The following is a 22618-nucleotide window of genomic DNA, read 5'->3' on the forward strand; positions in this document are numbered from 1 at the left end:
GTAGGCGTGCACCGGGTGGGCGCGTGCGGCAGCCGTCAGGCCGACTTCTGGTAGCCCGCGGACCAGCCGGCAACCCGGTAGCCGAGCGTCTCGTTGATGGCGATCATGTGAGCGTTGGAGTCGGCGTTCCAGGTCCAGACAGCCTGGACGCCCGGCCGGTCGGCCAGTAACGCGCGCACGTTGGCGGCCTTGACCAGGAGGCCGAGCCGATGACCCCGGTGCGCCGGGTCGACGATGGTGGTGTCCTGGAAACCACACTCGTCGCTGTCGACGGAGAGCGTGATCACGGTGAGGCCGGCCATGCTGCCATCGGGTGCGAAAGCGGCGGCGTTCCAGGAGCCACGCCGCATCCGCGCACGACGGGCCTCTCCGGTGCGGATGCGGGCCTCGTCCCACACCTCTGCCTCGTACTCGAGGTCGCCGAGCGGCGCGTCGGTGCTCAACCGCGCCTGCAGGCGCGCGTACTCGTCGAGGTACTCGTCCGGGACGTTGTCGCGCCAGGTGACGATGCGGTAGCCGGCGGCGTACGGGCGCGCTGCCTCCTCCGCCGCCGTGATGGCGTCGAGGTCGAACGGCGGACGCTGCACACGCGAGATCTCGGTGATGCGGCGACTGAAGCCGTTCTTCTCCGCGAACGCGGTGCCGGAGTTGGCCGGCGCACCGGCCGGACCCTCGAGGTACGTGAGCAGGCTGGTGCGCCCGGCGGCCTTGGCGGCGTCCTCGATCTCCTGCAGCAGTGCCGAGCCGATGCCACGGCGCCAATGCCCGGGCCGTACGTAGATCTCCGGCTCCCCGAGCGTGAGGTTGTCGCGCAACGGCAGTCCCAGCAGCGCGGCACCGACGGCCCGTCCGCCGTCCTCGGCCAGCCACAGGCGTGACCCGTGCTGCTCGGTGCCCTCGTAGATGACCTTCAGCTCGCGTTCGAGCCAGTGCGGGCCACCGGGATAGTCGGCTTCGCGCGCGGCTGCGTAGACCTCGTACCAGGCCGCGAAGTCGTCGTCAGGAGCATTGATCGGTCGGATCTGCACGAGTCGAGCGTCGCCGTTCAAGCGGTCGTGCCGCAACAGGTTTTCCGATCGGCCGCGACCCGACGCCGGCGACGTCAGAGGGCGAGCTCGGCCTGCACGGTGGCGGCGAGCCGGCGCGCGACGGCGTCGGCCTGCTCCGCGGTGGCCGCCTCGACCATAACCCGCACCAGCGGCTCGGTGCCGGACGGGCGCAGCAGAACCCGGCCGGTGTCGCCCAGTTCTGCCTCCGCCTCCGCCACGGCGGCCCGGACGCCTTCGTCGAGCGCGACCCTGCCCTTGTCGACGCCCTTGACGTTGATGAGCACCTGCGGCAGCCGCTGCACGACGGAGGCCAGCTCGGCCAGCGACCGTCCCGACGAGGCGACCTGGGCGAGCAGGTGCACCGCGGTCAGCACTCCGTCGCCGGTGGTGGCATGGTCGAGCATGACCACGTGGCCGGACTGCTCACCGCCGAGCGAGTAGCCACCGGCCTTCATGGCCTCCAGGACGTACCGGTCGCCCACGGCGGTGTCGATGACCTCGATTCCCGCCGAGCGCATGGCCAGCCGGAAGCCCTCGTTGGACATGACGGTCGCCACCACGCTGTCGCGGCGCAGGGTGCCCTGAGCCCGCATGGCCAGCGCCAGGACGGCCAGGATCTGGTCGCCGTCGACCACCTCGCCGGTGTTGTCCACCGCCAGGCAGCGGTCGGCGTCACCGTCGTGGGCGATGCCGACGTCGGCACCGGCCGCGACGACCTCGGCGGCCACCACGTCGAGGTGGGTGGAACCGCAGTTGTGGTTGATGTTCAGCCCGTCGGGCTCGGCGCAGACGGTGATGACGTCCGCGCCAAGCCGGCGCAGCGCCTCGGGGGCGGCCCGATACGCCGCACCGTGCGCGCAGTCGACGACGACGCGCAGGCCGTCCAGGCGGGTCGGTGCCGTGCCGACGACGTGCGAGATGTAGGTCTCGACACCTTCCGGGTGGTCGCGCACGCGGCCGACCTCGGCGCCGGTGGGCCGGTTCCACGGCTCACGCAACCGGGCCTCGATGGCGTCCTCGATGGCGTCGTCGAGCTTCTGACCACCCTTGGCGAAGAACTTGATGCCGTTGTCGGGCATTGGGTTGTGGCTGGCCGACAGCATGACGCCGAGGTCGGCGTCGAGCATGCCGGTCAGGAACGCGACGGCCGGTGTAGGTAGCACGCCGACCTTGAGGACGTCGGCGCCGGCGCTGGCCAAGCCTGCCACGACGGCGGCCTCGAGGAACTCGCCGGAGGCGCGTGGATCACGGCCGACCACAGCCACCGGGCGCCCGTTGCCGAACGAGCCGGTCTCGCCCAGGACGTGCGCCGCGGCGACGGAGAGGTCGAGGGCCAACTCAGCGGTGAGATCGGAGTTGGCCAGGCCGCGCACGCCATCGGTGCCGAAGAGACGGGCCACGGAGTCTGCTCCTTGCAGAGAGAACGGTGAGGAAACACCAACGGCCCCGGAGCCGTGCAACCCCCGGGGCCGTTGAATTCGCGCGGGAAGCGCGGATCAGCGCTTGCTGTACTGAGGAGCCTTACGGGCCTTCTTCAGTCCGGCCTTCTTACGCTCGGTGACCCGGGCGTCGCGGGTGAGGTAGCCGGCCTTCTTCAGCGCCGGACGGTTGTTCTCGGTGTCGGCGGCGTTGAGCGCCCGGGCGATGCCCAGCCGCAGCGCGCCGGCCTGACCGCTGACGCCGCCGCCGTCGATGCGGGCGACGATGTCGTAGCTCTCCGACAGCTCCAGGTCGACCAGCGGCGAGCTGACCAGCTGCTGGTGCACCTTGTTCGGGAAGTACGCCTCGAGGGGGCGGCCGTTGATGGTCCAGTTGCCGCTGCCCGGAGCGATCCGGACCCGGGCGATGGCCTGCTTGCGCCGGCCGGTGGCGGCCGCGGGCTCGATGGCCGAGGTGCGCGACGGCGCGGACTCGGACGTGTAGCTCTGCGGGGTCTCTTCGGTGTCGAGCTGGTCGACGGTGGTCTCAGTCATGTCCTCACTCACTGCGCGACCTGGCCGATTTCGTACGGCACGGGCTGCTGGGCCTGGTGCGGGTGCTCCGGGCCCGCGTACACCTTCAGCTTGGACAGCATCTGCCGGCCCAGGCTGTTGTGCGGGAGCATCCCCTTGACGGCCTTCTCGATGGCGCGACGCGGGTTCTTCTCGAGCAGCTCTTCGTAGGTGGTGGAGCGCAGACCGCCCGGCCGGCCGGAGTGCCGGTAGTCGATCTTCTGCTCGCGCTTGTGGCCGGTGAGCGCAACCTTCTCCGCGTTAACGACGATGACGAAGTCACCGGTGTCGACGTGCGGCGCGTACACAGGCTTGTGCTTGCCGCGCAGCAAAGTCGCGGTCTGGCTGGCGAGCCGGCCGAGCACGATGTCGGTGGCATCGATGACGTGCCACTGGCGCTGGACATCGCCGGGCTTGGGGCTGTACGTGCGCACGGTCGTAGGCCTTCGCTTGGTCGAGAGGATGAATCTGGTCAGTGGCTGGCGTGCCGCGCTCCGGTACGCACAACGACACGACAGAATACCCGTCGCCGGGCCACATGGTCAAAACACGGGCTCATGGGAGCTCGCGCTGCATCTCATACTGCCGTACCGAGTCGAGCGTCCATCCGGTGGCCCCGAAGAATTCTCGCCCGTTTCCGCGCCCACTCACACTCCATGATCATCAAGGCTTTTCCCGGCCCTGGCCGTATCAACTCTCGATGATCATGGCAGACGCGCCGGGGGCGGCGGGCCGACGTAGCGGGCGGCCGGCCGGATGATCTTGGTGTCGGCGGCCTGCTCCAGGATGTTCGCGGCCCAGCCGACGACCCGAGCGACCGCGAAGGTCGGCGTGAACATCTCTCGCGGCAGCCCGCACTGCTCCATGACCACGCCGGCGTAGAACTCGACGTTGGTGTGCAGTTCGCGGTGTGGCTTCAGTTCGGCCAGGATCGCCTCGACCTGCCTCTCCACCTCGACGGCGAATTCCACGAGCGGACCGCCGAAGCGCTGCGCGATCCCGCGCAGCATCCGCGAGCGAGGGTCCTCGGTGCGGTACACCGGGTGCCCGAAGCCCATGATCCGGTCACCGGCGAGCACCCGTTCGCGGACCCAGGGCTCGATGCGCTCCGGCGTCCCGATGGCGTCCAGGGAGTCCAGCGCCCGGCTGGGGGCGCCGCCGTGCAGCGGGCCGGACAACGCGCCGACGGCGCCGGCCAGGCAGGCCGCGACGTCCGCGCCGGTGGATGCGATGACGCGGGCGGTGAACGTGGAGGCGTTGAAGCCGTGGTCGATGGTGGAGATGAGGTACTGCTCGATGGCGCGCGCATGCTCGGGCGCGGCTTCCTGGCCGGTCAGCATGTACAGGTAGTTCGCGGCGTGCCCCAGGTCCTCGCGTGGCTCGACCGGGTCCAGGCCGTGGCCCAGCCGGTACAGCGCCGCGAGCAGTGTCGGGGTGACGGCGCAGGCCAGCAGCGCGTCGGTGCGGCGCTGCTCGGGGTCGAGGTCGAATACGGGCCGGAACCCGGCAGCCGCACCGGTCAGCGACAGCGTCGTGCGCAGCCCGGCCATCAGACCGGCGCCGGCGCCAGAACCGGCACGCACGATCGCCGGCAGCGCAGCGGCCACCGTGTCCGGCAACCGTCGCAGCGCCGCCACCCGGGCGGCGAACGCCTCGCTTTCCGCCGCCGGGGGCAGCCGGCCGATGACCATCAGGTGCCAGACGTCCTCGAACGTGCGGGCCTCGGCCAGCTCGACGGCCGAGTACTCGCGGTAGTGGTAGAAGCCCTCCCGGCCGCGGACGTCACCCAGCGCCGTCTCCGTGACGACCACGCCGGCCAGCCCGCGCGGGACCTGGATCGAACCCGATGCCGTCATGACGATCTCCTCCCATCAATGGTTGAAACCAATGGTAGATATATTGATTTGCGTCAATGTCGATCGGAGGCGCGGTCATGGCCGAGGGACGTCGGCTCACCACCCGGCAGGTCGCCGTCCGGCTCGGTGTGAAGCCGGCGACGGTGTACGCCTACGTCAGCCGCGGGCTGCTCGCCAGCCGTCGCGGACCCGGCGGCCGAGCCAGCACCTTCGACGCGGACGAGGTCGAACGGCTGGCCCAGCGCGGCCGTGGGCGCTCCGCCGACGACGGTGACGGTGCGGGCCGCGGGGCCACGCGGCTACGGCCCGCCGCGGCCGCCTCCGGGCCCACGTACAGCGGCATCACGCTCGTCGAACCGGAGCGGCACTACTACCGCGGCGTCGACGCGCTGACCCTCGCCGACGGCTACCGGTTCGAAGAGGTCGCCTGGTGGCTGTGGACGGGCACCATGAGCCGCGAGGCGCGCTTCACCCCGCCGCCAGAGGCGGTGGTGGCGGCCCGGCGATCCGGCGACGCGCTGCCGCCGCAGAGCGGGCTGGTCGACCGGCTGCGGGTGGCGTCGGTGGCCGCGGCGGCCACCGATCCGCTGCGCTTCGACCTCGCCCCGCGCACGGTGGCCGGAATCGCCCGCGGCCTGGTGGCGACGTTCGTCGACGCCCTGCCACCGCGCACCGCCACCGCCGGCAAGGACCCCGCCGCGATTCTGGCCGAGCGGATGTGGCCCCGGCTCACCGCCCGGCCGGCCAGCCAGGCCGCCACCGAGCTGCTGGACGCCGCGCTGGTGCTGCTCGCCGATCACGGACTGGCCGCGTCCAGCGTCACCGCGCGGGTGGCGGCGTCGGCGCGGGCCCACCCGTACGCCGTCGTGTCGGCGGGGCTGGGCGCACTGGAAGGACCCTTGCACGGTGCGGCCAGTGGACTGGCGCACCGGATGATCGTCGACGTGCTGGAGCACGGCGCCGACGCCGTCGTCGCCGAGCACCTGCGGGCGGGCCGGCGGCTGCCCGGGCTGGGTCACCGGCTCTACCCGGGCGAGGACCCGCGCGCCACACTGCTGTTCGACCGGCTCGCCGGCCTCCCCGGCGCGCAGCGTGCGCTCGCGGCGGCCCGGGAGGTCGTGGACACGACCGCCCGGCGCTTGCCGCTGCACGCGAATGTCGACCTGGCCCTGGCCACGCTGTCCGTGGCCGCGGACATGCCGCCGGACGCCGGGGAGACGATCTTCGCGATCGCCCGGACCGCCGGCTGGATCGCGCACGCCCTGGAGGAGTACGACGAGCCACCCCTGCGGGTACGTGTCACCGGCCGCTACGAAGGTCCGCCGCCACCCCAGCCGCTGCCGTGACGCACGCTAGACGACGTCAGTCGTCGCCGTCCGGCAGGTGGCGCACCGCCCAGGCCGAGATCTCGTCGAGCGCCGGCATCAGCGCCTGGCCTCGTTCGGTGAGCTCATAGGAGACCGACACCGGCGGCCCTTCGTCCACGTGGCGCCGCACCAGTTGCTGGTCGGCCAGCTCGGCCAATCGGTCGGCCAGGACGGAGTCGCTGACCCCGTCGATGGCGCGGGACAACTCACGGAACCCGGCCGGGCCGGCACGCAAGCTGCCCAGCACCACAGCGCTCCACCGCTTACCGAGGATGGTGAACGCCCGGGTAAGCGCCGCATCGGCGCGCACACAGGCCTCGATGGCCGGCTCGCTGTGGACTCTCGCAGCCATACCGGAATACTAGCGCGAGCGATGTTGCTTCGATTTTCGAAGCCGCTACGATTCAGCTTGTAGCTTCGACATTGAGGGGAACTCGTGACCGAGAACAAGAACGCGGCCCACCCGAGCGTCGTCGTCCTGGGCGGCGGCTTCGCCGGGATCATCGCGGCGAAGGCACTCGACGACATCGCTGACGTGACGCTCGTGGACCCGTCCGACACCTTCCTGCACAACCTGGCATCGTGGCGGGCACTGGTCGATCCGGCCTGGCTGGACCGGATCTTCTTCCCGTACGAGCGGCTGCTGAGCCGAGGCCAGTTCCTCCGCGACCGCGCCGTCGCCGCCGACGGCCACCGGGTCGCGCTCGCATCGGGCCTCGAACTCACACCCGACTACCTCCTGCTGGCCACCGGGTCGTCCTACCCCTTCCCGGCCAAGACCGACGAGCCGGACGCCGGGCGGGCTCGGGACCGGTTCCTCCGGGCGCACCAGGACCTGCGCGCCGCCGGCGATGCCCTCGTCGTCGGTGCCGGCGCCGCCGGACTCGAGCTGGCCGGCGAGATCAAGACGCATTTCCCGGAGAAGCGTGTGACGGTGGTCGACCTCGGCGACGACATCCTGCCCGGACCGTACAGCCAGGAGCTGCGTGAAGAACTGCGCCGGCAACTGGACAAGCTCGGCGTCGAGCTGGTGCTCGGCAGCCCACTACAGCAGCTCCCGGACACGCCGGCCGCGACCGCCGGGCCCGTCCGGGTCGTCACGGAGTCCGGCGAAGAGATCACCGCAGGCATCTGGTTCCGCGCCTTCGGCGTCGTGCCGGCCACCGGATACCTGACCGGGGCGCTCGCCGCGGCCCGCGACGAGGGCGGCTACCTCCGCGTGGACGACCAGCTGCGGGTCGTCGGACACGACCACGTATTCGCCCTCGGTGACATCGCCGACGCCGACCGCAACATGGCCGCCGTCGCCCGCATCCAGGCCGAGCTGGTCGCGGCGAACCTCCGTGCCGTGATCACCGGTGCCGGCGCAACCGCCGGATACCAGCAGCTACCCCCGCTGGTGGCCATCCCGCTCGGCCCGGAGGGCGGTGCCGGCCAGTTGCCCGGCACCGACGGCATCGCCGGGCCCGAGGTGATCGCGGACGTCAAGGGCCGCGACATGCTGGTGCACGCCTACGACGACCTGTTCAACGCCGGCTGAGCCGATGGTCATGTTCCTTCGCGGTCGCCGGGCGTCCGCGAAGGAACATGACTGGATAGGTTCAAATTCTGACCAACGTAAACTATTATCTAGACCATGACCGCAGCAGCCACGCCAGTGCCCATGTCGGAGGCGAAGGCGCACCTGTCCGACCTGGCCCGACGGGTCCGCACGCAGCACGAGCGATTCACCTTGACGCGCAACGGTGAGCCGGAGGCAGTGCTGCTGTCGATCGACGATCTCGACGGGCTCGAGATGACCTTGGAGATCCTCGGGGACACTGCCGCGGTCTCACGCATCTCGGCCAGCCTCTCCGAGCTCGAATCCGGTGAGCCGGGCGCCGACCTCGAAACCGTCCGAGCCGAACTCGCTCGGCGCCGCGTCGCCGGACGATGAGTGACGCTCGGCCATACACCGTCCGATTCATGTCACCGGCCCGGAAGGCCATCGCGAACCGCCTCCCCGAGCCGGTGGCCGCCGCCGTCCTCGAATTCTGCGCCGCGGCCCTCACCGCCAACCCGCACCGCGTCGGCAAACCTCTCTTCGGCCCGCTTGCCGGATGCTACGGCGCCCGACGCGGCACTTATCGAGTGATCTACCGCATCGACGATGACACCCACACGGTGCACGTCCTCGATGTGGACCACCGTGCCGACGTCTACCGTACGAACCGCTGACACCCGCTGCCGCGGCAGCGACTCGGCGCAGCCGTCACCGCACGCGTGAGACGCGACGCTCGTCCCAGACCGGCTCCGGCGACTCGTACACCGCCCCGCTGGCGCCGAAGACCAGATAGCGGTCGAAGTCGCGGGCGAACCAGCGGTCGTGCGTGACGGCCAGCACCGTTCCCTCGAACGCGGCCAGCCCGTCCTGCAGCGCCTCGGCCGACACGAGATCGAGGTTGTCGGTGGGCTCGTCCAGCAGCAACAACGTGGCGCCGGACAGCTCCAGCAGCAGGATCTGCAGCCGGGCCTGCTGACCACCGGACAGCGACTCGAACGGCTGGTCGCCGGCGCGGGCGAGTTCGTAGCGGTCCAGGGCCCGGCTGGCTTCCTCGCGCGGCATCCCGGCCCGCTGGCCGTCGCCGCGATGCAGGATCTCCACCAGCGTCCGGCCCACCAGCTCGGGGTGGTCGTGGGTCTGGGCGAACCAGCCGGGCCGGACGCGGGCGCCCAAGCGGGCGACGCCGGTGTGCGCCACCGGCGCGATGGTGACGTCGTCGACGGGACGGTGCTCGGCCTCCGGGTCGGTGCCCCCGGCCGCGAGGAGCCGGAGGAAGTGCGACTTGCCCGAGCCGTTCGAGCCGAGCACCGCGACCCGCTCGCCGTACCAGACCTCGAGGTCGAACGGCTGCATCAAACCGGTCAGCTCCAGCGACTCGCAGATGACCGCGCGCTTGCCGGTGCGCCCACCGCGCAGCCGCATGCGCACGTTCTGCTCACGCGGGATCGCCTGGGGCGGGCCGGCCTCCTCGAACTTCCGCAGCCGGGTCTGCGCGGCCTGATAGCGCGAGGCCATGTCGGAGTTGCTGGCGGCCTTCTGCTTGTACATCAGCACGAGCGCTTTGAGCTTGGCGTGCTCTTCGTCCCAGCGCCGGCGCAGCTCCTCGAGCCGGGCGAAGCGCTCGCCCCGGGCGTCGTGATAGCTGGCGAAGCCGCCGGGATGCACCCAGGCGGTGTTGCCGGCGGCGCCCAGCTCGACCGTGACCACCTGGGTGGCGGTGCGCGCCAGCAGCTCGCGGTCGTGGCTGACATAGAGCACCGTCTTCGCCGACTCCACGAGCCGGTCCTCCAGCCAGCGCTTCGCGGGCACGTCGAGGAAGTTGTCCGGCTCGTCGAGCAGCAGCACCTCGTCCGGTCCGCGCAGCAGCGCCTCCAGGACCAGCCGCTTCTGCTCGCCGCCGGACAGGGTGGACACGTCACGCCATCGGCACCGCTCGAACGGGATGCCGAGCGCGGCCGTGGTGCAGACGTCCCACAGCACCTCGGCCTCGTAGCCGCCGGCGTCGGCCCACTCGGCCAGCGCGGTGGCGTAGGCGAGCTGGGTGGGTTCGTCGTCGCGGTCCATCATGGCCAGCTCGGCGGCGTCGACGGCGGCGGCCGCCGTGCGTACCCGCGGCGGCGCTACCGACAGCAGCAGGTCCCGGACGTCCTGGGCGCCGGTGGCCACGAACTGGCGCATGACGCCGAGGCCGCCGCTGCGGGTGACGGCGCCGCCGTGCGGCGCGATGTCGCCGGCGACGATGCGCAGCAGGGTGGTCTTACCGGAACCGTTCGCGCCGACCAGCGCGACCTTGGCGCCGTCGCCGACCCGGAACGAGACGTCGTCGAGCAGCACCCTGCCGTCGGGCAGGGTGAAGGAGACCGAGTTGAGGTCGACGTGGCCCATGAGTTCCAGTCTCGTCCCAGCGGACCCACCGGTCGAGGGGTTTTCGCGCCGGCCGCGAGCGCTCAGGAGAAGCCGGGGGGCTGATCGCCGGACATGACCGCGACCAGGACGTCGGGGGTGAGGTCCTCCTTGTTGACGTACGCCCGGGCGCCGCACGTCCTGGCATCGCGGGGCAGGTCGGCGGCCGGATAGGTGGACATCAGCACTACCACCGTGCCGGGTGCCGCCGCCAGCAGCCGCCGGGTTGCCTCGATGCCGGAGACCCCGGGCAGGTTGATATCCATGAGCACCAGCTCCGGACGCAGCGCCGCCGCCTGGTCGAGCGCGTCCTCGCCGCTGGTGGCCTCCCCGACGACACGGAACCCTGGGGTGGCCCCGACGACGAACCGCGCCACGGACAGGAAGGGCTGCTGGTCGTCCACGACCAGGACGCCGACGGCGGCGGGCGGTGCCTCGGCGTGGGGGCTCTGGGCGGAACCGGCCATGGGTCCATGATCCCTCGCACCGCGTGCCCCGGGCCAACCTGCCGACACCCCTTCCCGAGGTGGTGCTGGCACCCCCGGACCGGTCAGCCGCGCAGCGCGGACAGGTACATCAGGACGGCCGTCACCCGGCGGTGGACGTCGGGCTCGGTGGAGAGCCCCAACTTGGCGAACAGGGCGTTGATGTGCTTCTCGACCGCACGCTCGGTAAGGAACAGACTGGCGGCGACGCCCGCGTTGCTCTTGCCCTGCGCGATCTGCTCCAGGACCTCGCGCTCGCGCGGCGTGAGCGCGGCGAGCGGGTCGCCGGGCGGCCGGGCACCGGCGACCAGCACCTCGACCACCTTCGGGTCGACGACGCTGCCGCCGCGGGCCACCTCCCGCACCGCCTCGGCCAGCTGGTCGGGTTCGCTCACGCGTTCCTTGAGCAGGTAGGCGCGCCGCTGGGAGCCGCCGGCCAGCAGCTCCAGCGCGTAGGCCGGCGCCGCGTACTGGGACAGGACGACGACGCCGGTGGCGGGCGCGGTGCGCCGCAGCTGGCTGGCGGCGCGGATGCCCTCGTCGGTCGAGCTGGGCGGCATCCTGATGTCGGTGACGACGACGTCCGGCTGGTGCTGCTCGACGGCGGCCAGCAGGCTCGGCAGATCACCCGCCGCCGCGACGACCTCCAGGTCGGGATAGAGGCCCAGGACGCGGCGCACGCCCTCGCGGACCAGTAGCGCGTCGTCGGCGACGACGACGCGGACCGGCCGGGTCGGTACGTCCGGCGGAGCCATCGCATCGGCCACGGTCGGAGCGTACCGGGAGATCGCCGTCATCAGGCCCGATCCACCGCCGCCAGCCACAGCAGCTGCCCCATATCGGCAACGAGCATGCGGCGACGCGTCGCCGTGTTCATGGGACGGCCTCGGCCACCGGCAGCGAGCCGCGGACGACGGTGCCGCGGCCCGTTGCACTGGTGACGGTCAGCGCGCCGCCGAACGCCCCGAGCCGGTCGCGCATGTTCACGAACCCGTGGCTCTCGCCGGCAACGGCCTGGTCGAAGCCGGCGCCGTCGTCACTGACCTCGAAACCGAGCCCGGCCGAATCCTCGGTGATCCGCACGGTCACCGACGCGCCGTCGCCGGCGTGCTTGCCGGCGTTCTGGATCGCCTCCAGGCAGCAGAAGTACACGGCGGCCTCGGCGTCCGGCGGGTACCGGCGACCGGTGCCGGCCTCGACCCGCGTCGGAACCGGCGCCCGGTTCGCTGCGTTGCGCAGCGCCTCGCCCAGCCCGTGCTCACGCAGCAGCGGCGGGTAGATGCCGTGTGCCAGGTTGCGCAGCTCGGTCAGGGTCTCCTGCACATCGGTACGCAGCTCATCCAACAGCGCCGCCACGTCACCGTCGGCGAGCCGGCGGGCCAGCCCGAGCTTCACCGCGAGGGCCACCAGGTGCTGCTGAGCGCCGTCGTGCAGGTTGCGCTCGATCTGCCGTCGCGACGCATCGGCGGTGGCGACGATGCGGGCCCGCGACGCCTGCAGCTCCTGGTTGCGCCGCGTCAGCTCCTCCAGTGAGGCCTGCAGGGCGGAGTCCAGCCGCACGTTGTGCAGGGCCAGCCCGACCTGCCGGGCGAGGTCGGCCAGCGCGCGGTCGTCGTCCTCGCCGAACGGGCGGTCGTCGGTGGACCGACTCACGACCAGCAGGCCGAGCAGCTGGCCCAGGTGCGTGACGGACGCGATGCGCACGGACCGGCGACCGGGGTCGCCGGCGCCCGCGAGCACCGTCGGCAGCCACATCGCGGCCCACGCATTGCCGGACACTCGGGCCCGGCTCACCGCGGCCAGTTCGGCGCCGGCCAGCCGCAGCCGGGCCCGGCCGCGCTCCGGAACCGACACGGTGCGCTCGAGCTCCCCGTCGCTGCCGGTCCACACCTCCGCGCCGAGCGGGCCGAGCGTGGCCCGCAACGTCTCCGCCAGCTGCAGCAGGAGCTCGTCCATGGGCACCGCGCGGGTCATCCGGGACCCGAACGTCTCCAGCGCCGCCGACGCCGGACGGGGTTGGGCGCCGGCCCACTGCCGGGCCAGCTCGCGCAGCCGGACCCGGACCGGCTCGGCGAGCACGACCGCCGTCAGGGCCGCCACCATGGACAGGGCCAGCACGCCGTGGCCGTCGTCGTCGACCTCCTCGCCCAGCCCGATGACCACGACGAGGTAGACGGCCAGCACCATGAGGAGCAGCCCGCACAGCACGACCGACGGGCCGAAGACGGCACCGGCCCGGTGGCGCAACCTCGGCAACGCGACCGCGACGGCGGCCACCGGAACCGCCGCCAGTCCGAGCAATACCCACGGCATGAGCCGGTCCGGCAGGTCGATGAGCGCACGCAACGCCCATGCCGAGGCGGCGGCCGTCACCGTCACGACCACGGCCCAGGCGACCCACAGGGCGGCGTCGCGCCGGCTCCGGCCACGGGTCGCCGCCAACGTCGCGTTCATCGCGTCACCTCGCTCACTCGGCTCTCAGGACGGTTCCGACCCGCATCGACGCCGCCCGCCGCGACGGCCAGGCGGCCAGCAGCGCCGCGGCGACCAGGGCCGCCGGGATCAGCAGGAGCACCGCGGTCAGCGCCATGGGCGCCACGTAGAACACCGGCGTGGTCTCGGCCACGTACCGCCACACCGTCCGTCCCAGCGCCACGCCCAACGGGATGCCGGCGGCCAGGCCGGCCAGCGCCAGCACCGTCGCCTGCGTCATCACCACGCCTCGGCACTGCCCACGAGTCAGGCCCAGGGCCCGCAGCACGGCCAGCTCGTGCCGGCGCCGCCGGACCGCCGTCGCCAGGGCGTGTCCGACCGCTCCGAGCGCCAGAACCGCCAGGAACGCGGCCAGCGCCGTCGGGAGCGCCCGGATGTGCTGCAGCTCCGTGATCTCGGGTGGAAGCTCCGGCGGCGCCACGAAGACCTGGTCCCCGCCGGGGAACGTCGCGGCCACCGCCAGCAGGCCGGGGACGACGGAGTCCGGGTCCGCTCCGGGCTCCAGCGCCACGAAGCCGGCGCGGAAGCGGAAGCCGTCGAACAGCTCGTCGTACGTGGCAGCGGTGACCAGGCCGCCGTCGGTGTAGACGTTGTGCGCCAGCTGCGGCATCAGCGCGATACCGACGACGGCCAGCCGCATGCTTCCAGCGGTCCCGGTCAGCTCGACCGTGTCGCCGACGCCGAGGCGCAGTCCGCGGGCCGACGCCGGGCCGATCACGACCTCCCCGGCGGTCGCCGGCAGCCGCCCCTGAGACACGACGAACGGCAGCGGTTCGCCGATCGGGTCGATGGACAGCACCGCGAGCTGCCCGTCCCCGTCCCCGGCCGCCGCGACGGCGGAGCGGGTGTCGTTGACACCGGCCACCCCGGGCACCGCGGCGACGGCGTCGAGCAGGTCCCGCGCGGGCACCAGCTCGGCGTCGTGCTGGCCGACGAACAGCTCGAGGTCGTGGACGACACCGACGCGCTCCGGATTGGCCGCGGCGTCGTCGACCCCGCTGGAGAACGTGAACGCCGCCAGCACGCCCAGGACCCCGACCGCCGAGCCGAGCAGCGCCGGCCGCACCGGCAGCGACGCTCGGCCGCGGCCGGGCTCGAGCGCGAACCGGGTGCCCACGACGACGGCGACCGGCAGCCCGGCTCGCGCCGCGACGGCCGCGATCGCGGACCGTCGCGCCTGCGCCGGTCGCGCCGATGCACGTAGCGCCACGGTCGCGGCGGCCAGCGCGCCGAGAACGACCAGCACCGGCGCGGCGAGCAGGCCGAGCAGCAGCACCAGCCCGTCGACGTCGATTCCCGGCGTGGGCTCGGCCCGCGCCGCGGTGCCGATGGGGAACCATCGCGATGCGACGACGGCGGCCGCGGCGGCGATGACCGCGCCGGCGGTCGCGGCCAGCGCGGGCCCGGCGACCGCCGCCCGGCGCGCCTGGCCCGGCCCCATTCCGAGCGCGCGCAGGACCTGCAGGTCGGTCACGGTCGAGGCGGTGAGCCGCGCCACCGACTGACCGATCAGGACGACGGCCACCACAGCGGCGACGAGCGCGAAGAGCCGCAGGCCATCCGCTTCGAAGCCGGTGACGTCACGCTGGTGGCTGCCGAACTGCTCCTCCATGTCCCAGACGTCGATGTCGCTGCGGCCGGTCGCCGCCGCCAGCGCCGCCCGGAAACGCGGCACGGCGCCAGCATCGTCGTCCAGCCGGACCAGCGCGTTCGTGCGCACCAGGTTCTCGGTGCCCAGCAGGTTCCGCGGGTACTCGGACAGCAGGCCGGGCGAGAACACGATCCCGCCGGTGCTGCCGGGCTCATCGCCGAACCACGCCGACCTGACCACCCCGACGACACTCACCGTGAGCTCCGGGCCGGTCGCGGCAGCCGGCTGGGCTCCGCGGGCATAGGCGTCGACGGCCTCCGGAGTGTGCATCCTGATGGTGAGGGTGTCGCCGACCCCGTGACCCCAGTGGTCGGTCCAGGCCGGCGTCACGACGGCCTCGTCGGCTCGAGCGGGGTCCGGCACCCGGCCGGCCAGGACCACCGGCCGTTCGATCGTCCGCATGGCGGCGTCGTCGTACATCGGCGGCAGCTGCGCCGCCATGGCCTCGGGCGGCACGCCGACGACGTCCACCCCGGCCAGCCACATCACCGAGAGCGCCTCGACACCGGGCAGCTCGCGGACCGGGTCCCAGTCGAACCCGGGCGTGTTGGGCAGCACGATGACCGTGGCCGGCAGCGTCCGCTCCAGCAACCGGTCGACGGCGCTCTCGCCTCGGCGTGCCCCGGCCACCGCCGTCATGACCGTCCCGGCGGCGAACGCCACCAGCAGCGCCAGCACCAGCAGCGACCGCCACCGCCGGCGCAGGTCCAGCCGGAGCCAGGCGGCGCTCATCATTCCGCCCTCAGCACATGGCCGACCCGCAGCGATGCCGCCCGCCGCGCCGGCAATGCCGCCAGCACGACGGCCATGAACAGCGCAGACAGCGCTGCCGCGACGGCCACCCCCAACCCGGGCGGCGTGACGTAATGCGCCTGCAGCGCCGCCGCGACCGCGCGCCAGACGGTCCGGCCGAGAGCGAACCCGAGCGGCACTCCGAAGGCCACCCCCACCAGGGCGAGCACGACAGACTGCGCGCCCACGGCGACCCTCGACTCTCCCGGTGTCATGCCCAGCGCGCGGAGCACGGCGAGCTCGCGGCGGCGCTGCCGCACGGCCGTCACGAGGCCATGACCCACGGCCCCGGCGGCGAGCAGCGCGACGCAGCCGCCGAGCGCGACAGGCACCGACTGCATGAGCCGCAGCTCCGTCGGGCTCTCGAACTCGAACGGGCGGATTCCGTAGGTCTCGTCCGGGACCGCGGTCGTCAGGGCCGGGACGACCGTTGCCGGATCGACGCCCGGCTCCACCCCGATCTCCGCGTACTCGAAGAGGAACGCGTCGTCGAACAGTGCGGCGTACGTGGGTCCCGCCACGACGACTGTCGCGCCGAACTCGGGGTCCAGGACACCGACACCGACGACGTCCAGCTCGGCCGCACCATCGGTACCCGCGAGCGAGAGGGTGCCGCCCGTGCGCACGTCGAGCGCATCCGCGGCGGCCAGCGAGACCAGGGCCTCACCCGTGCCGGCCGGCATCCTTCCGTCCGGCACCAGGTAGCCCAGCGGCTCACCGGCGGGGCGGAACGAGAGCACCATGACCTGCATGCCCCCGACGTCCGCCAGCTGCCCGCGGATACCGTTCACCCCCCGCACCCCCGGTACCTCCGCGAGCGCCGGGAAGACGTCCTCCGCCGATGCCAGAACGCCTCGATCGAAGCCGACCCAGGCCTCGACGTCGTGCACGACGCCGAACCGGGCCGGGTTCTCCGCCGCGTCCCGGGCGGCCGCCGAGAACGTCAGCGCCGCCAGTACCCCGGTCACGCCGATCACGGCACCGACCAGCGCGGGCCGCACCGGTGCGGCCACCCGCCCGCCCGTGCGCTCCAGAGCGAATCGGACGCCCAGGACGACCGGCAGCGGGAACCGGGCACGCGCCACCGCGTCCAACACCGGCGACCTCCGCGCCGGTGCTGGCAGCGCGGCCGGCCGGCCCAAGGCGAGCGCGGCCGCCGCCGCGGCAACCACCAGCGGAGGGACCAGCAGGCCCAGCACCAGTACGGCCGGGTCGACGCTGAGCCCCGGAGCCGGCTCGTGGAAGGACGCGGAGCCGAGCGGGAACCACCCGGAAGCGGCCACGGCACCGGCGGCGCCGAGCACTGTCCCGGCCGCCGCGGCCATCGCCGGCCCGGTAGCGGCCGCGCGGGCGACCTGACCGCGCGTCATACCGACGGCAGCGAGCACCCGGAGCCCGCCCATCGCCGAGGTGACGTGACGGCTGATCGATCCGCCGACCAGGAAGACCGCCGCGACCGTGGCGGTGCCGGCCACGACGTACAGCGCGGCCGCCTCGAAGCGGAGGGTGTCGCTGATGGCGGCCGCGGGTGTGATCAGATCGTGGACCGCGATGTCAGGACGCCCGGTAACCCGTGCGAGGTCGGCCCGGAAGTCCGGTATCGCGTCCGCACCGTCGGTCAGCCGGACCAGGGCGCTGACGGACGCCAAGCCCTCCGCGCCGAGGAAGTTGTGCCGATAGGCGGCGAACAGCCCGGCCGACGGCACCAGGAACCCGGGAGCGTCCGGCTCGTCGCCGAACAGCGGTGACCGGATCACGCCGACGATCGTGGCCTCGACCACGGGCCCCTCCGCGGGTGCGCCGGAGTTGGGCTCCAGCCCGGCCGCGATGGCGGCGTCCTGTTGCTGGAAGGTCAGGATCCAGAGGCCGGTCACCAGGTTCATGCGCGCATCGCCGGGCACCTGGCCCGTGTCCACCTGGCCAGGTGAGTAGAGGCCCAACTCGACGGTGTCGCCGACCGACCTCCCGAACGTCCGCGTGAACGCCGGCGTCACGACCACCTCGTCCGGCCTGACCGGGTCGGCGAGCCGGCCCTGGAGGACGACCGGGCGCTCGAGCGCGTGCATGGTCTCCGCGTCGGCGGGCGGCAGCATGAACGAGTTCCTTCCCAGCCGGCCGTCGATCTCGAAGCCGGTGCCCACGAGCCGGCCGAGAGCCTCGACGCCGGGCAACTCCCGCACCGGCGCCCAGTCGAAGTCCGGTGTCGCTGGCGCTACGAGCACCGTGGCCGGCGTCGTGACGTCCTGGAGCCGGTCCATGGCGCTGGCACCGCGCCGCGCGCCCGCGACCGCCGTCATGACGATCCCTGCGGCGAACGCCACCAGCAGCGCCAGCACCAGCAGCGACCGCCACCGCCGGCGCAGGTCCAGCCGGAGCCAGGCGGCGCTCATCATTCCGCCCTCAGCACATGGCCGACGCGCATCGACGCCGCCCGCTGCGACGGCCATGCGGCCAGCAGGTTCGTGGCGACCAGAGCCAGTGGGACAACCAGCGCCAGGGCGAGCGCTGCCACCGGTGCCACATAGAACAGCGGCGTGGTGTCCGCCACGTACCGCCAGAGCGTGCGGCCGAGGGCCAGACCGAGCGGGATACCGGCGGCCAGGCCGATCAGCGCCAGCAGGCTGGCCTGAGTGAGCACGATGCCGCGCGACTGCGGCCGGGTCATTCCCAGCGCCCGCAGCACGGCGACGTCCCGTCGGCGGCGGCGCACCGCCGTCGCCAGCGCGTGCCCGACGGCGCCGAGGGCGAGCACGACCAGGAACGCGGCCAGGAAGACCGGCAGGGACCGGATCTGGCGAAGTTCCGCGACCGGGGCGGGCAGCTCGGGCCGGCTCAGTTCACCGCCCACGCCCACGTCGCCGGGATCGGCCCCGGTGGCCGCCGCTACAGCCTGCGCGACCGCCTCCTCCAGGCGGGGCGCCACGATGGCGGGATCGGCGCCTGCCCGCAGGGCCAGGAACAGCAGGTGGTACTTGAACGCCGGCGAAATGTCGTCGTCGGGGTCGAACAGCGTGTCGTAGCCCGCCGCCGTCACCCAGCCGCCGTTGACGTAGTTGTTGTGGCCCTCCGGCACGAAGGCGATGCCGGTGACGGTGAGATCCCGCTCGCCGGCCGTGCCGGTGATCCGCACGGAGTCGCCAACGGCGGCCCCGACCGCGTCCGCGCTGTCGGGGGCGATGACCACCTCGGCCGGTCCGCCGGGTGCGCGGCCCTCCGTCAGCACGAGCGGCCACGGCGCGCCGGAGGAGTCCAGGGTGAACAGCGTGACCGGCACCCGGTCGATCTCGCCGACCGCGATCCGGGTGTCGTTGACCGCTTCCACATCGGGGTCGGCCGCCACGACCGGCACGATCGCGTCCACCGGCGCGGAGTCCTCGCCGGAGAAGCCGACAAACGCTTCGAGCTGATGCACCTGGCCGAACCGGGCCGGGTTGGCGGCGGCGTCGTCCACCCCTGCCGAGAACGTGAACGCGGCCACCACACCCACCACGCCGGTCACCGCGCCCACCAGGGCCGGCCGGACCGCCACCGCCTGCGCACCCCGGCCGGGCTCCAACGCGAACCGCGCGCCGACGACCACCGGCACCGGCGCGCCCAGCCGCGCCGCGGCCCCCGCCACCGCCGACCGCCGGGACGTCGGCGACCGCGCCGACCGGAGCGCCAGCCAGGCCGCGGCGATCCCGCCGGCGATCACCAGCAATGGGACCGTCAGCGCTCCAGTCAGCAGAACGGGCACGTCGATCGAGATCCCCGGCGCCGGCTCCAGCAGCGAGGCGGTGCCGATCGGGAACCACCGCGACGCCACCACGGCGGCGGCGACACCGACGGCCGTTCCGGCCAGTCCGGCGGCGGCGGGGCCCAGGGCGGCGGCGAGGCGGGTCTGCCGCTCGGTCATCCCCACCGCCCGCAGCGCCTCCAGCGCGGCTACGGTCGACGCCGCGTACCGCGCGACCGACTGGCCGATCAGGAACACCGCGGCCACGGCGGCCGCCGCCGCAAAGCCCAGCAGAGCCTCCGCCTCGAACCCGGTGGTCCCGCTGGCCCGCCGGCCCTCCTCGACGAGGTTCATTTGATCGATGTCGGTGCGTCCGCTGACCCGGGCCAGCCCGGCTTTGAACGACGACAGGCTCGCCTCGCCGTCGTGGAGCCGGACGAGAGCGTTGCGGATGCCGCCATCGGACGCGCCCATCAGGTTCGGCGCATAGCGCGCGTAGAACCCTGGCGACGGCACGATCGTGCCCTGCTCGTCCCCGACGCTGTCGGAGTACCACGGCGACCGGATCACTCCGACGATCCGCGCCCGGACCGTCGGCCCGTCGAGCACCGCCCCGGTTAGGTCGTCGGTGAACGCCAACGCGTCCTGCGTCTGTGGCGTGTAGAGCCGCAGCGTCACAGTGTCGCCGACACCGAGCCCGAAGGCCGCGACGAACCGCGGCGTGACGACCACTTCGTCGGCGCGGTCCGGGTTCGCGAGGCGACCCGCCAGCGTGACCGGCCGCTCGACAGTGCGCATGTTCTCGTCGTCCGCCGGCGGGAACGCCCACGGGTCCGCGCCGTCCGGTAGCTCCTCGATCACGAACCCCGTGTACGTGAGGACGAACGTCGTCAGCGCCTCGACCTCGGGCAACGAACGCACCGCGTCCCAGTCGAAGCCGGGCTGGTTGGGTAGCACGGCCACCGTGGCCGGCAAGGTCCTGGCCTGCAGGCGGTCGACGACACTCGCGCCGCGCCGCGCGCCCGCTGTCGCGGCCATGACCGTGCCGGCCGCGAGTGCGACCAGCAGCGCCATGACCAGCAGGGATTTCCAGCGACGCCGGAAATCCAGCCGGGACCACGCCAGCACGGACGTCACGGCGACACGTCCTCCACCGGGACCGTCGCCGCGCGGACGCCGTCGTCGGCGCTCGCCACCGGGCCGATCGGGACGCCGCCGCCGTCGTCGATCCGCCCGTCGCGCATCCGCACCACCCGGGACGCACCGGCCGCGACGTCTGCGGAGTGGGTGACCATGAGGATTGTCTGCCCCTCGCCGTGCAGCCGGCGGAACAGCTCCAGGATCTCCGCGCCGCCCTCGCTGTCCAGTGCCCCGGTGGGTTCGTCGGCCAACAGCACCGCCGGCTCGTTGACCAGCGCCCGGGCGATGGCGAGGCGCTGCCGCTGGCCGCCGGACAGCACCGACGGGACCTGCTCGGTCCGATCGCCCAGGCCCAGCAGGTCGAGCAGGTCACGAGCGCGCGACTCGGCGGCTCGGCGGCGCAGCCCGCCGAGGATGGCCGGCAGCGCGATGTTGTCCAGTGCCGAAACCCCTTCGAGCAGGTTGAAGAACTGGAAGACGATGCCGACGTGGTGCCGCCGGAACCGGGCCAGCCAGTTCTCGTCGCGCCCGCTGACGACGAGGTCGTCGACGACCACCTCGCCCTCGTCGGCCTGGTCGAGTCCGGCGAAGATGTTGAGCAGCGTGGACTTACCGCATCCGGACGGGCCCATCAAGGCGACGAACTCGCCGCGTTCGACCCGCAGGTCGACCCCGCGCAGGGCACGCACGGGGGCGAGCTCGGCCTCGAACGTGCGGCGGACACCTCGTGCCAGCAATGCCGTCATCAGCTGTACTCCTCCACCTCGTGGGTGTGGTGCTCGGGTTCCGGCGTGGGTACCACCCGGCACGCGGTCACGGCGGCGTCGCGGCCCTTGACCCGGACCGGTGCCAGCCGCTCGAACGCCCATGCCGGCGCGCCGGCCGCGGTGGCCTCGCTCACCACCGTGGTGCCCGCCGGGCGGGCGAGGTCCTGCAGCCGCTGGGCCAGGTTCACGGTGTCGCCGACCAGCGTGTACTCCAGGCGCTCGTCGCTGCCGAGCAGCGCGGCCGCTACATCGCCGGTGGACAGCCCGATGCCCAGGCCGAACGGCTGGAGGCCCTCCGCCGCCCACTCGGCGTCGACGGCGGCCTGCCGGCGATGCATCTCGGCGGCGGCGCGCAGCGCCCGCTCGGCGTGGTCGGGCTGCGGGAACGGCGCACCGAACACGGCCATGACAGCGTCGCCGACGTACTGCATGACCGTGCCGCCCTGCTCGAGGATGGCTCCGTTCATGGCCCGGCGATGCGCGTTGAGCTGGCGGGCCAGCGTGGTCGGGTCGGTCCGCTCGGCGATGCCGGAGTAGCCGCGTACGTCGGACATGAGGACGGTGACGACGAGCCGCTCGGTGCGGCCGACGGCGCCGGGGTCGCCGCGCAGCTTCTGGGCCAGGCCCGAGGGCAGCAGCCGGGTGAGCGTCTCGCCCTGTTCCTCCCGCTCCAGGATGGCCCGGTGCAGGGTACGCAGGCGCTCCAAGGCGCCGCGGACACCTGCGCTGGCGTCGCGGGCCAGGTGCAGGAACAGGTCCTGGACGGCATGGTCGACGGCTTCCGGCGTGCTCTGCAGCGTGGCCGCGATGGCCTTCACGGCCCGGCCCTGCGCGACCATGGTGAGCAGCCGTTCCTCGTCGGGCGAGAGCCCGGTGCCGCCGCGCGCGGGGGTGACGAGTGCCTGCACGATCTCCGGGTCGAGCATGGAACCCCCCGCCGCGACCTCGCGGACCGCCCGGGCCAGCCGGTCACCGTCCGCCACCCGCTCCTTGAGCAAGTATGCGTAGCCTGCTGCGCCTCGGGCCAGCAAAGCGACCGCGTACTCCGGGTCGTCGTACTGCGACAGCACGACGATCCCCGTCCCGGGAAGACGCTTGCGGACCTCCTTGGCGGCCTCGATCCCCTCATCGGCGAAGCGCGGCGGCATCCGGATGTCGGTCACGACGACCTGCGGCCGGTGCTCGACGGCACGGGCGACGAGCGAGTCGTAGTCCTCCGCCATCGCCACCACGTCGACGTCGCCGGAGACCCGCAGCAGCGCCCGGACGCCTTCACGGACGAGCAGGTTGTCGTCCGCGAGGAGCACGGTGATGCGTGCGTCGGCCGAGGTCATGCGACCATGACACTCCTGCCGGCGCGTTTGCA

Annotated in this window: 19 protein-coding genes; 4 read left to right on the forward strand and 15 right to left on the reverse strand. The window is 73.0% G+C overall.

Annotation, left to right across the window (positions count from 1 at the left end):
- Positions 1-35: 35 nt before the first annotated feature.
- From JIAGA_RS33440 to JIAGA_RS0122940, 5 genes are all read right to left on the reverse strand, one after another.
- Positions 36-1028, reverse strand: a complete 993-nt coding sequence (locus JIAGA_RS33440; RefSeq protein WP_169738927.1) for a GNAT family N-acetyltransferase — start codon at positions 1026-1028, stop codon at positions 36-38.
- Between the two features lie 74 nt (positions 1029-1102).
- Positions 1103-2449: a phosphoglucosamine mutase gene (gene glmM / locus JIAGA_RS0122925; RefSeq protein WP_026877450.1), complete on the reverse strand. Its 1347-nt coding sequence runs from the start codon at positions 2447-2449 to the stop codon at positions 1103-1105.
- A 96-nt stretch (positions 2450-2545) separates the two neighbouring features.
- On the reverse strand, positions 2546-3022 hold the full coding sequence (gene rpsI / locus JIAGA_RS0122930; RefSeq protein WP_026877451.1) for a 30S ribosomal protein S9: 477 nt from the start codon (positions 3020-3022) through the stop codon (positions 2546-2548).
- Between the two features lie 8 nt (positions 3023-3030).
- Positions 3031-3474 (reverse strand): 50S ribosomal protein L13, encoded by a 444-nt coding sequence (gene rplM / locus JIAGA_RS0122935; protein WP_026877452.1) that lies wholly within the window; start codon positions 3472-3474, stop codon positions 3031-3033.
- 270 nt (positions 3475-3744) lie between these two features.
- Entirely contained in the window at positions 3745-4896 is a 1152-nt protein-coding gene (locus JIAGA_RS0122940; protein ID WP_026877453.1) for a citrate synthase/methylcitrate synthase, read from the reverse strand.
- 77 nt (positions 4897-4973) lie between these two features.
- Between JIAGA_RS0122940 and JIAGA_RS0122945 the strand changes: the two genes are divergently transcribed.
- On the forward strand, positions 4974-6242 hold the full coding sequence (locus JIAGA_RS0122945) for a citrate synthase (protein ID WP_035815035.1): 1269 nt from the start codon (positions 4974-4976) through the stop codon (positions 6240-6242).
- A gap of 16 nt (positions 6243-6258) precedes the next feature.
- Here the strand turns inward: JIAGA_RS0122945 and JIAGA_RS0122950 are convergent, their stop codons facing one another.
- Positions 6259-6615 carry a winged helix-turn-helix transcriptional regulator gene (locus JIAGA_RS0122950; protein WP_026877455.1) on the reverse strand — a complete coding sequence of 119 codons (357 nt, stop codon included), beginning with the start codon at positions 6613-6615 and terminating at the stop codon, positions 6259-6261.
- An 84-nt stretch (positions 6616-6699) separates the two neighbouring features.
- Between JIAGA_RS0122950 and JIAGA_RS0122955 the strand changes: the two genes are divergently transcribed.
- From JIAGA_RS0122955 to JIAGA_RS0122965, 3 genes are all read left to right on the forward strand, one after another.
- Positions 6700-7803 carry an NAD(P)/FAD-dependent oxidoreductase gene (locus tag JIAGA_RS0122955; protein WP_035812881.1) on the forward strand — a complete coding sequence of 368 codons (1104 nt, stop codon included), beginning with the start codon at positions 6700-6702 and terminating at the stop codon, positions 7801-7803.
- Positions 7804-7899: 96 nt separating this feature from the next.
- Entirely contained in the window at positions 7900-8199 is a 300-nt protein-coding gene (locus JIAGA_RS0122960) for a type II toxin-antitoxin system Phd/YefM family antitoxin (protein ID WP_026877457.1), read from the forward strand.
- A gap of 29 nt (positions 8200-8228) precedes the next feature.
- A complete protein-coding gene (locus tag JIAGA_RS0122965; RefSeq protein WP_211239807.1) occupies positions 8229-8480 on the forward strand; it encodes a type II toxin-antitoxin system RelE family toxin in 252 nt (83 codons plus the stop codon).
- A 34-nt stretch (positions 8481-8514) separates the two neighbouring features.
- Here the strand turns inward: JIAGA_RS0122965 and JIAGA_RS36250 are convergent, their stop codons facing one another.
- The 9 genes from JIAGA_RS36250 to JIAGA_RS33450 all read right to left on the reverse strand — a co-directional run bounded on the left by JIAGA_RS36250 (position 8515) and on the right by JIAGA_RS33450 (position 22586).
- Positions 8515-10191, reverse strand: a complete 1677-nt coding sequence (locus JIAGA_RS36250) for an ATP-binding cassette domain-containing protein (RefSeq protein ID WP_026877459.1) — start codon at positions 10189-10191, stop codon at positions 8515-8517.
- A 62-nt stretch (positions 10192-10253) separates the two neighbouring features.
- Positions 10254-10676, reverse strand: coding sequence for a response regulator (locus JIAGA_RS0122975; protein WP_051426424.1), 423 nt, complete (start codon positions 10674-10676; stop codon positions 10254-10256).
- Between the two features lie 83 nt (positions 10677-10759).
- Positions 10760-11449 carry a response regulator gene (locus JIAGA_RS0122980; protein ID WP_026877461.1) on the reverse strand — a complete coding sequence of 230 codons (690 nt, stop codon included), beginning with the start codon at positions 11447-11449 and terminating at the stop codon, positions 10760-10762.
- 118 nt (positions 11450-11567) lie between these two features.
- Positions 11568-13148, reverse strand: a complete 1581-nt coding sequence (locus tag JIAGA_RS33445; protein ID WP_051426425.1) for a sensor histidine kinase — start codon at positions 13146-13148, stop codon at positions 11568-11570.
- 13 nt (positions 13149-13161) lie between these two features.
- Complete coding sequence (locus JIAGA_RS0122995; RefSeq protein ID WP_026877462.1) at positions 13162-15570, reverse strand: ABC transporter permease; 2409 nt, start codon at positions 15568-15570, stop codon at positions 13162-13164.
- Complete coding sequence (locus JIAGA_RS0123000) at positions 15570-18020, reverse strand: ABC transporter permease (protein ID WP_026877463.1); 2451 nt, start codon at positions 18018-18020, stop codon at positions 15570-15572. The genes JIAGA_RS0122995 and JIAGA_RS0123000 overlap by 1 nt, the downstream gene beginning before the upstream one ends.
- Positions 18020-20482: an FtsX-like permease family protein gene (locus JIAGA_RS0123005; protein WP_026877464.1), complete on the reverse strand. Its 2463-nt coding sequence runs from the start codon at positions 20480-20482 to the stop codon at positions 18020-18022. Before JIAGA_RS0123005 ends, JIAGA_RS0123000 begins: the two co-directional genes overlap by 1 nt.
- Positions 20479-21231, reverse strand: a complete 753-nt coding sequence (locus tag JIAGA_RS31880; RefSeq protein ID WP_051426426.1) for an ABC transporter ATP-binding protein — start codon at positions 21229-21231, stop codon at positions 20479-20481. The genes JIAGA_RS0123005 and JIAGA_RS31880 overlap by 4 nt, the downstream gene beginning before the upstream one ends.
- Entirely contained in the window at positions 21231-22586 is a 1356-nt protein-coding gene (locus tag JIAGA_RS33450) for an adenylate/guanylate cyclase domain-containing protein (protein WP_051426427.1), read from the reverse strand. Before JIAGA_RS33450 ends, JIAGA_RS31880 begins: the two co-directional genes overlap by 1 nt.
- Positions 22587-22618: the final 32 nt, after the last annotated feature.

This window comes from Jiangella gansuensis DSM 44835, assembly GCF_000515395.1.
Taxonomy (GTDB): Bacteria; Actinomycetota; Actinomycetes; order Jiangellales; family Jiangellaceae; genus Jiangella; species Jiangella gansuensis.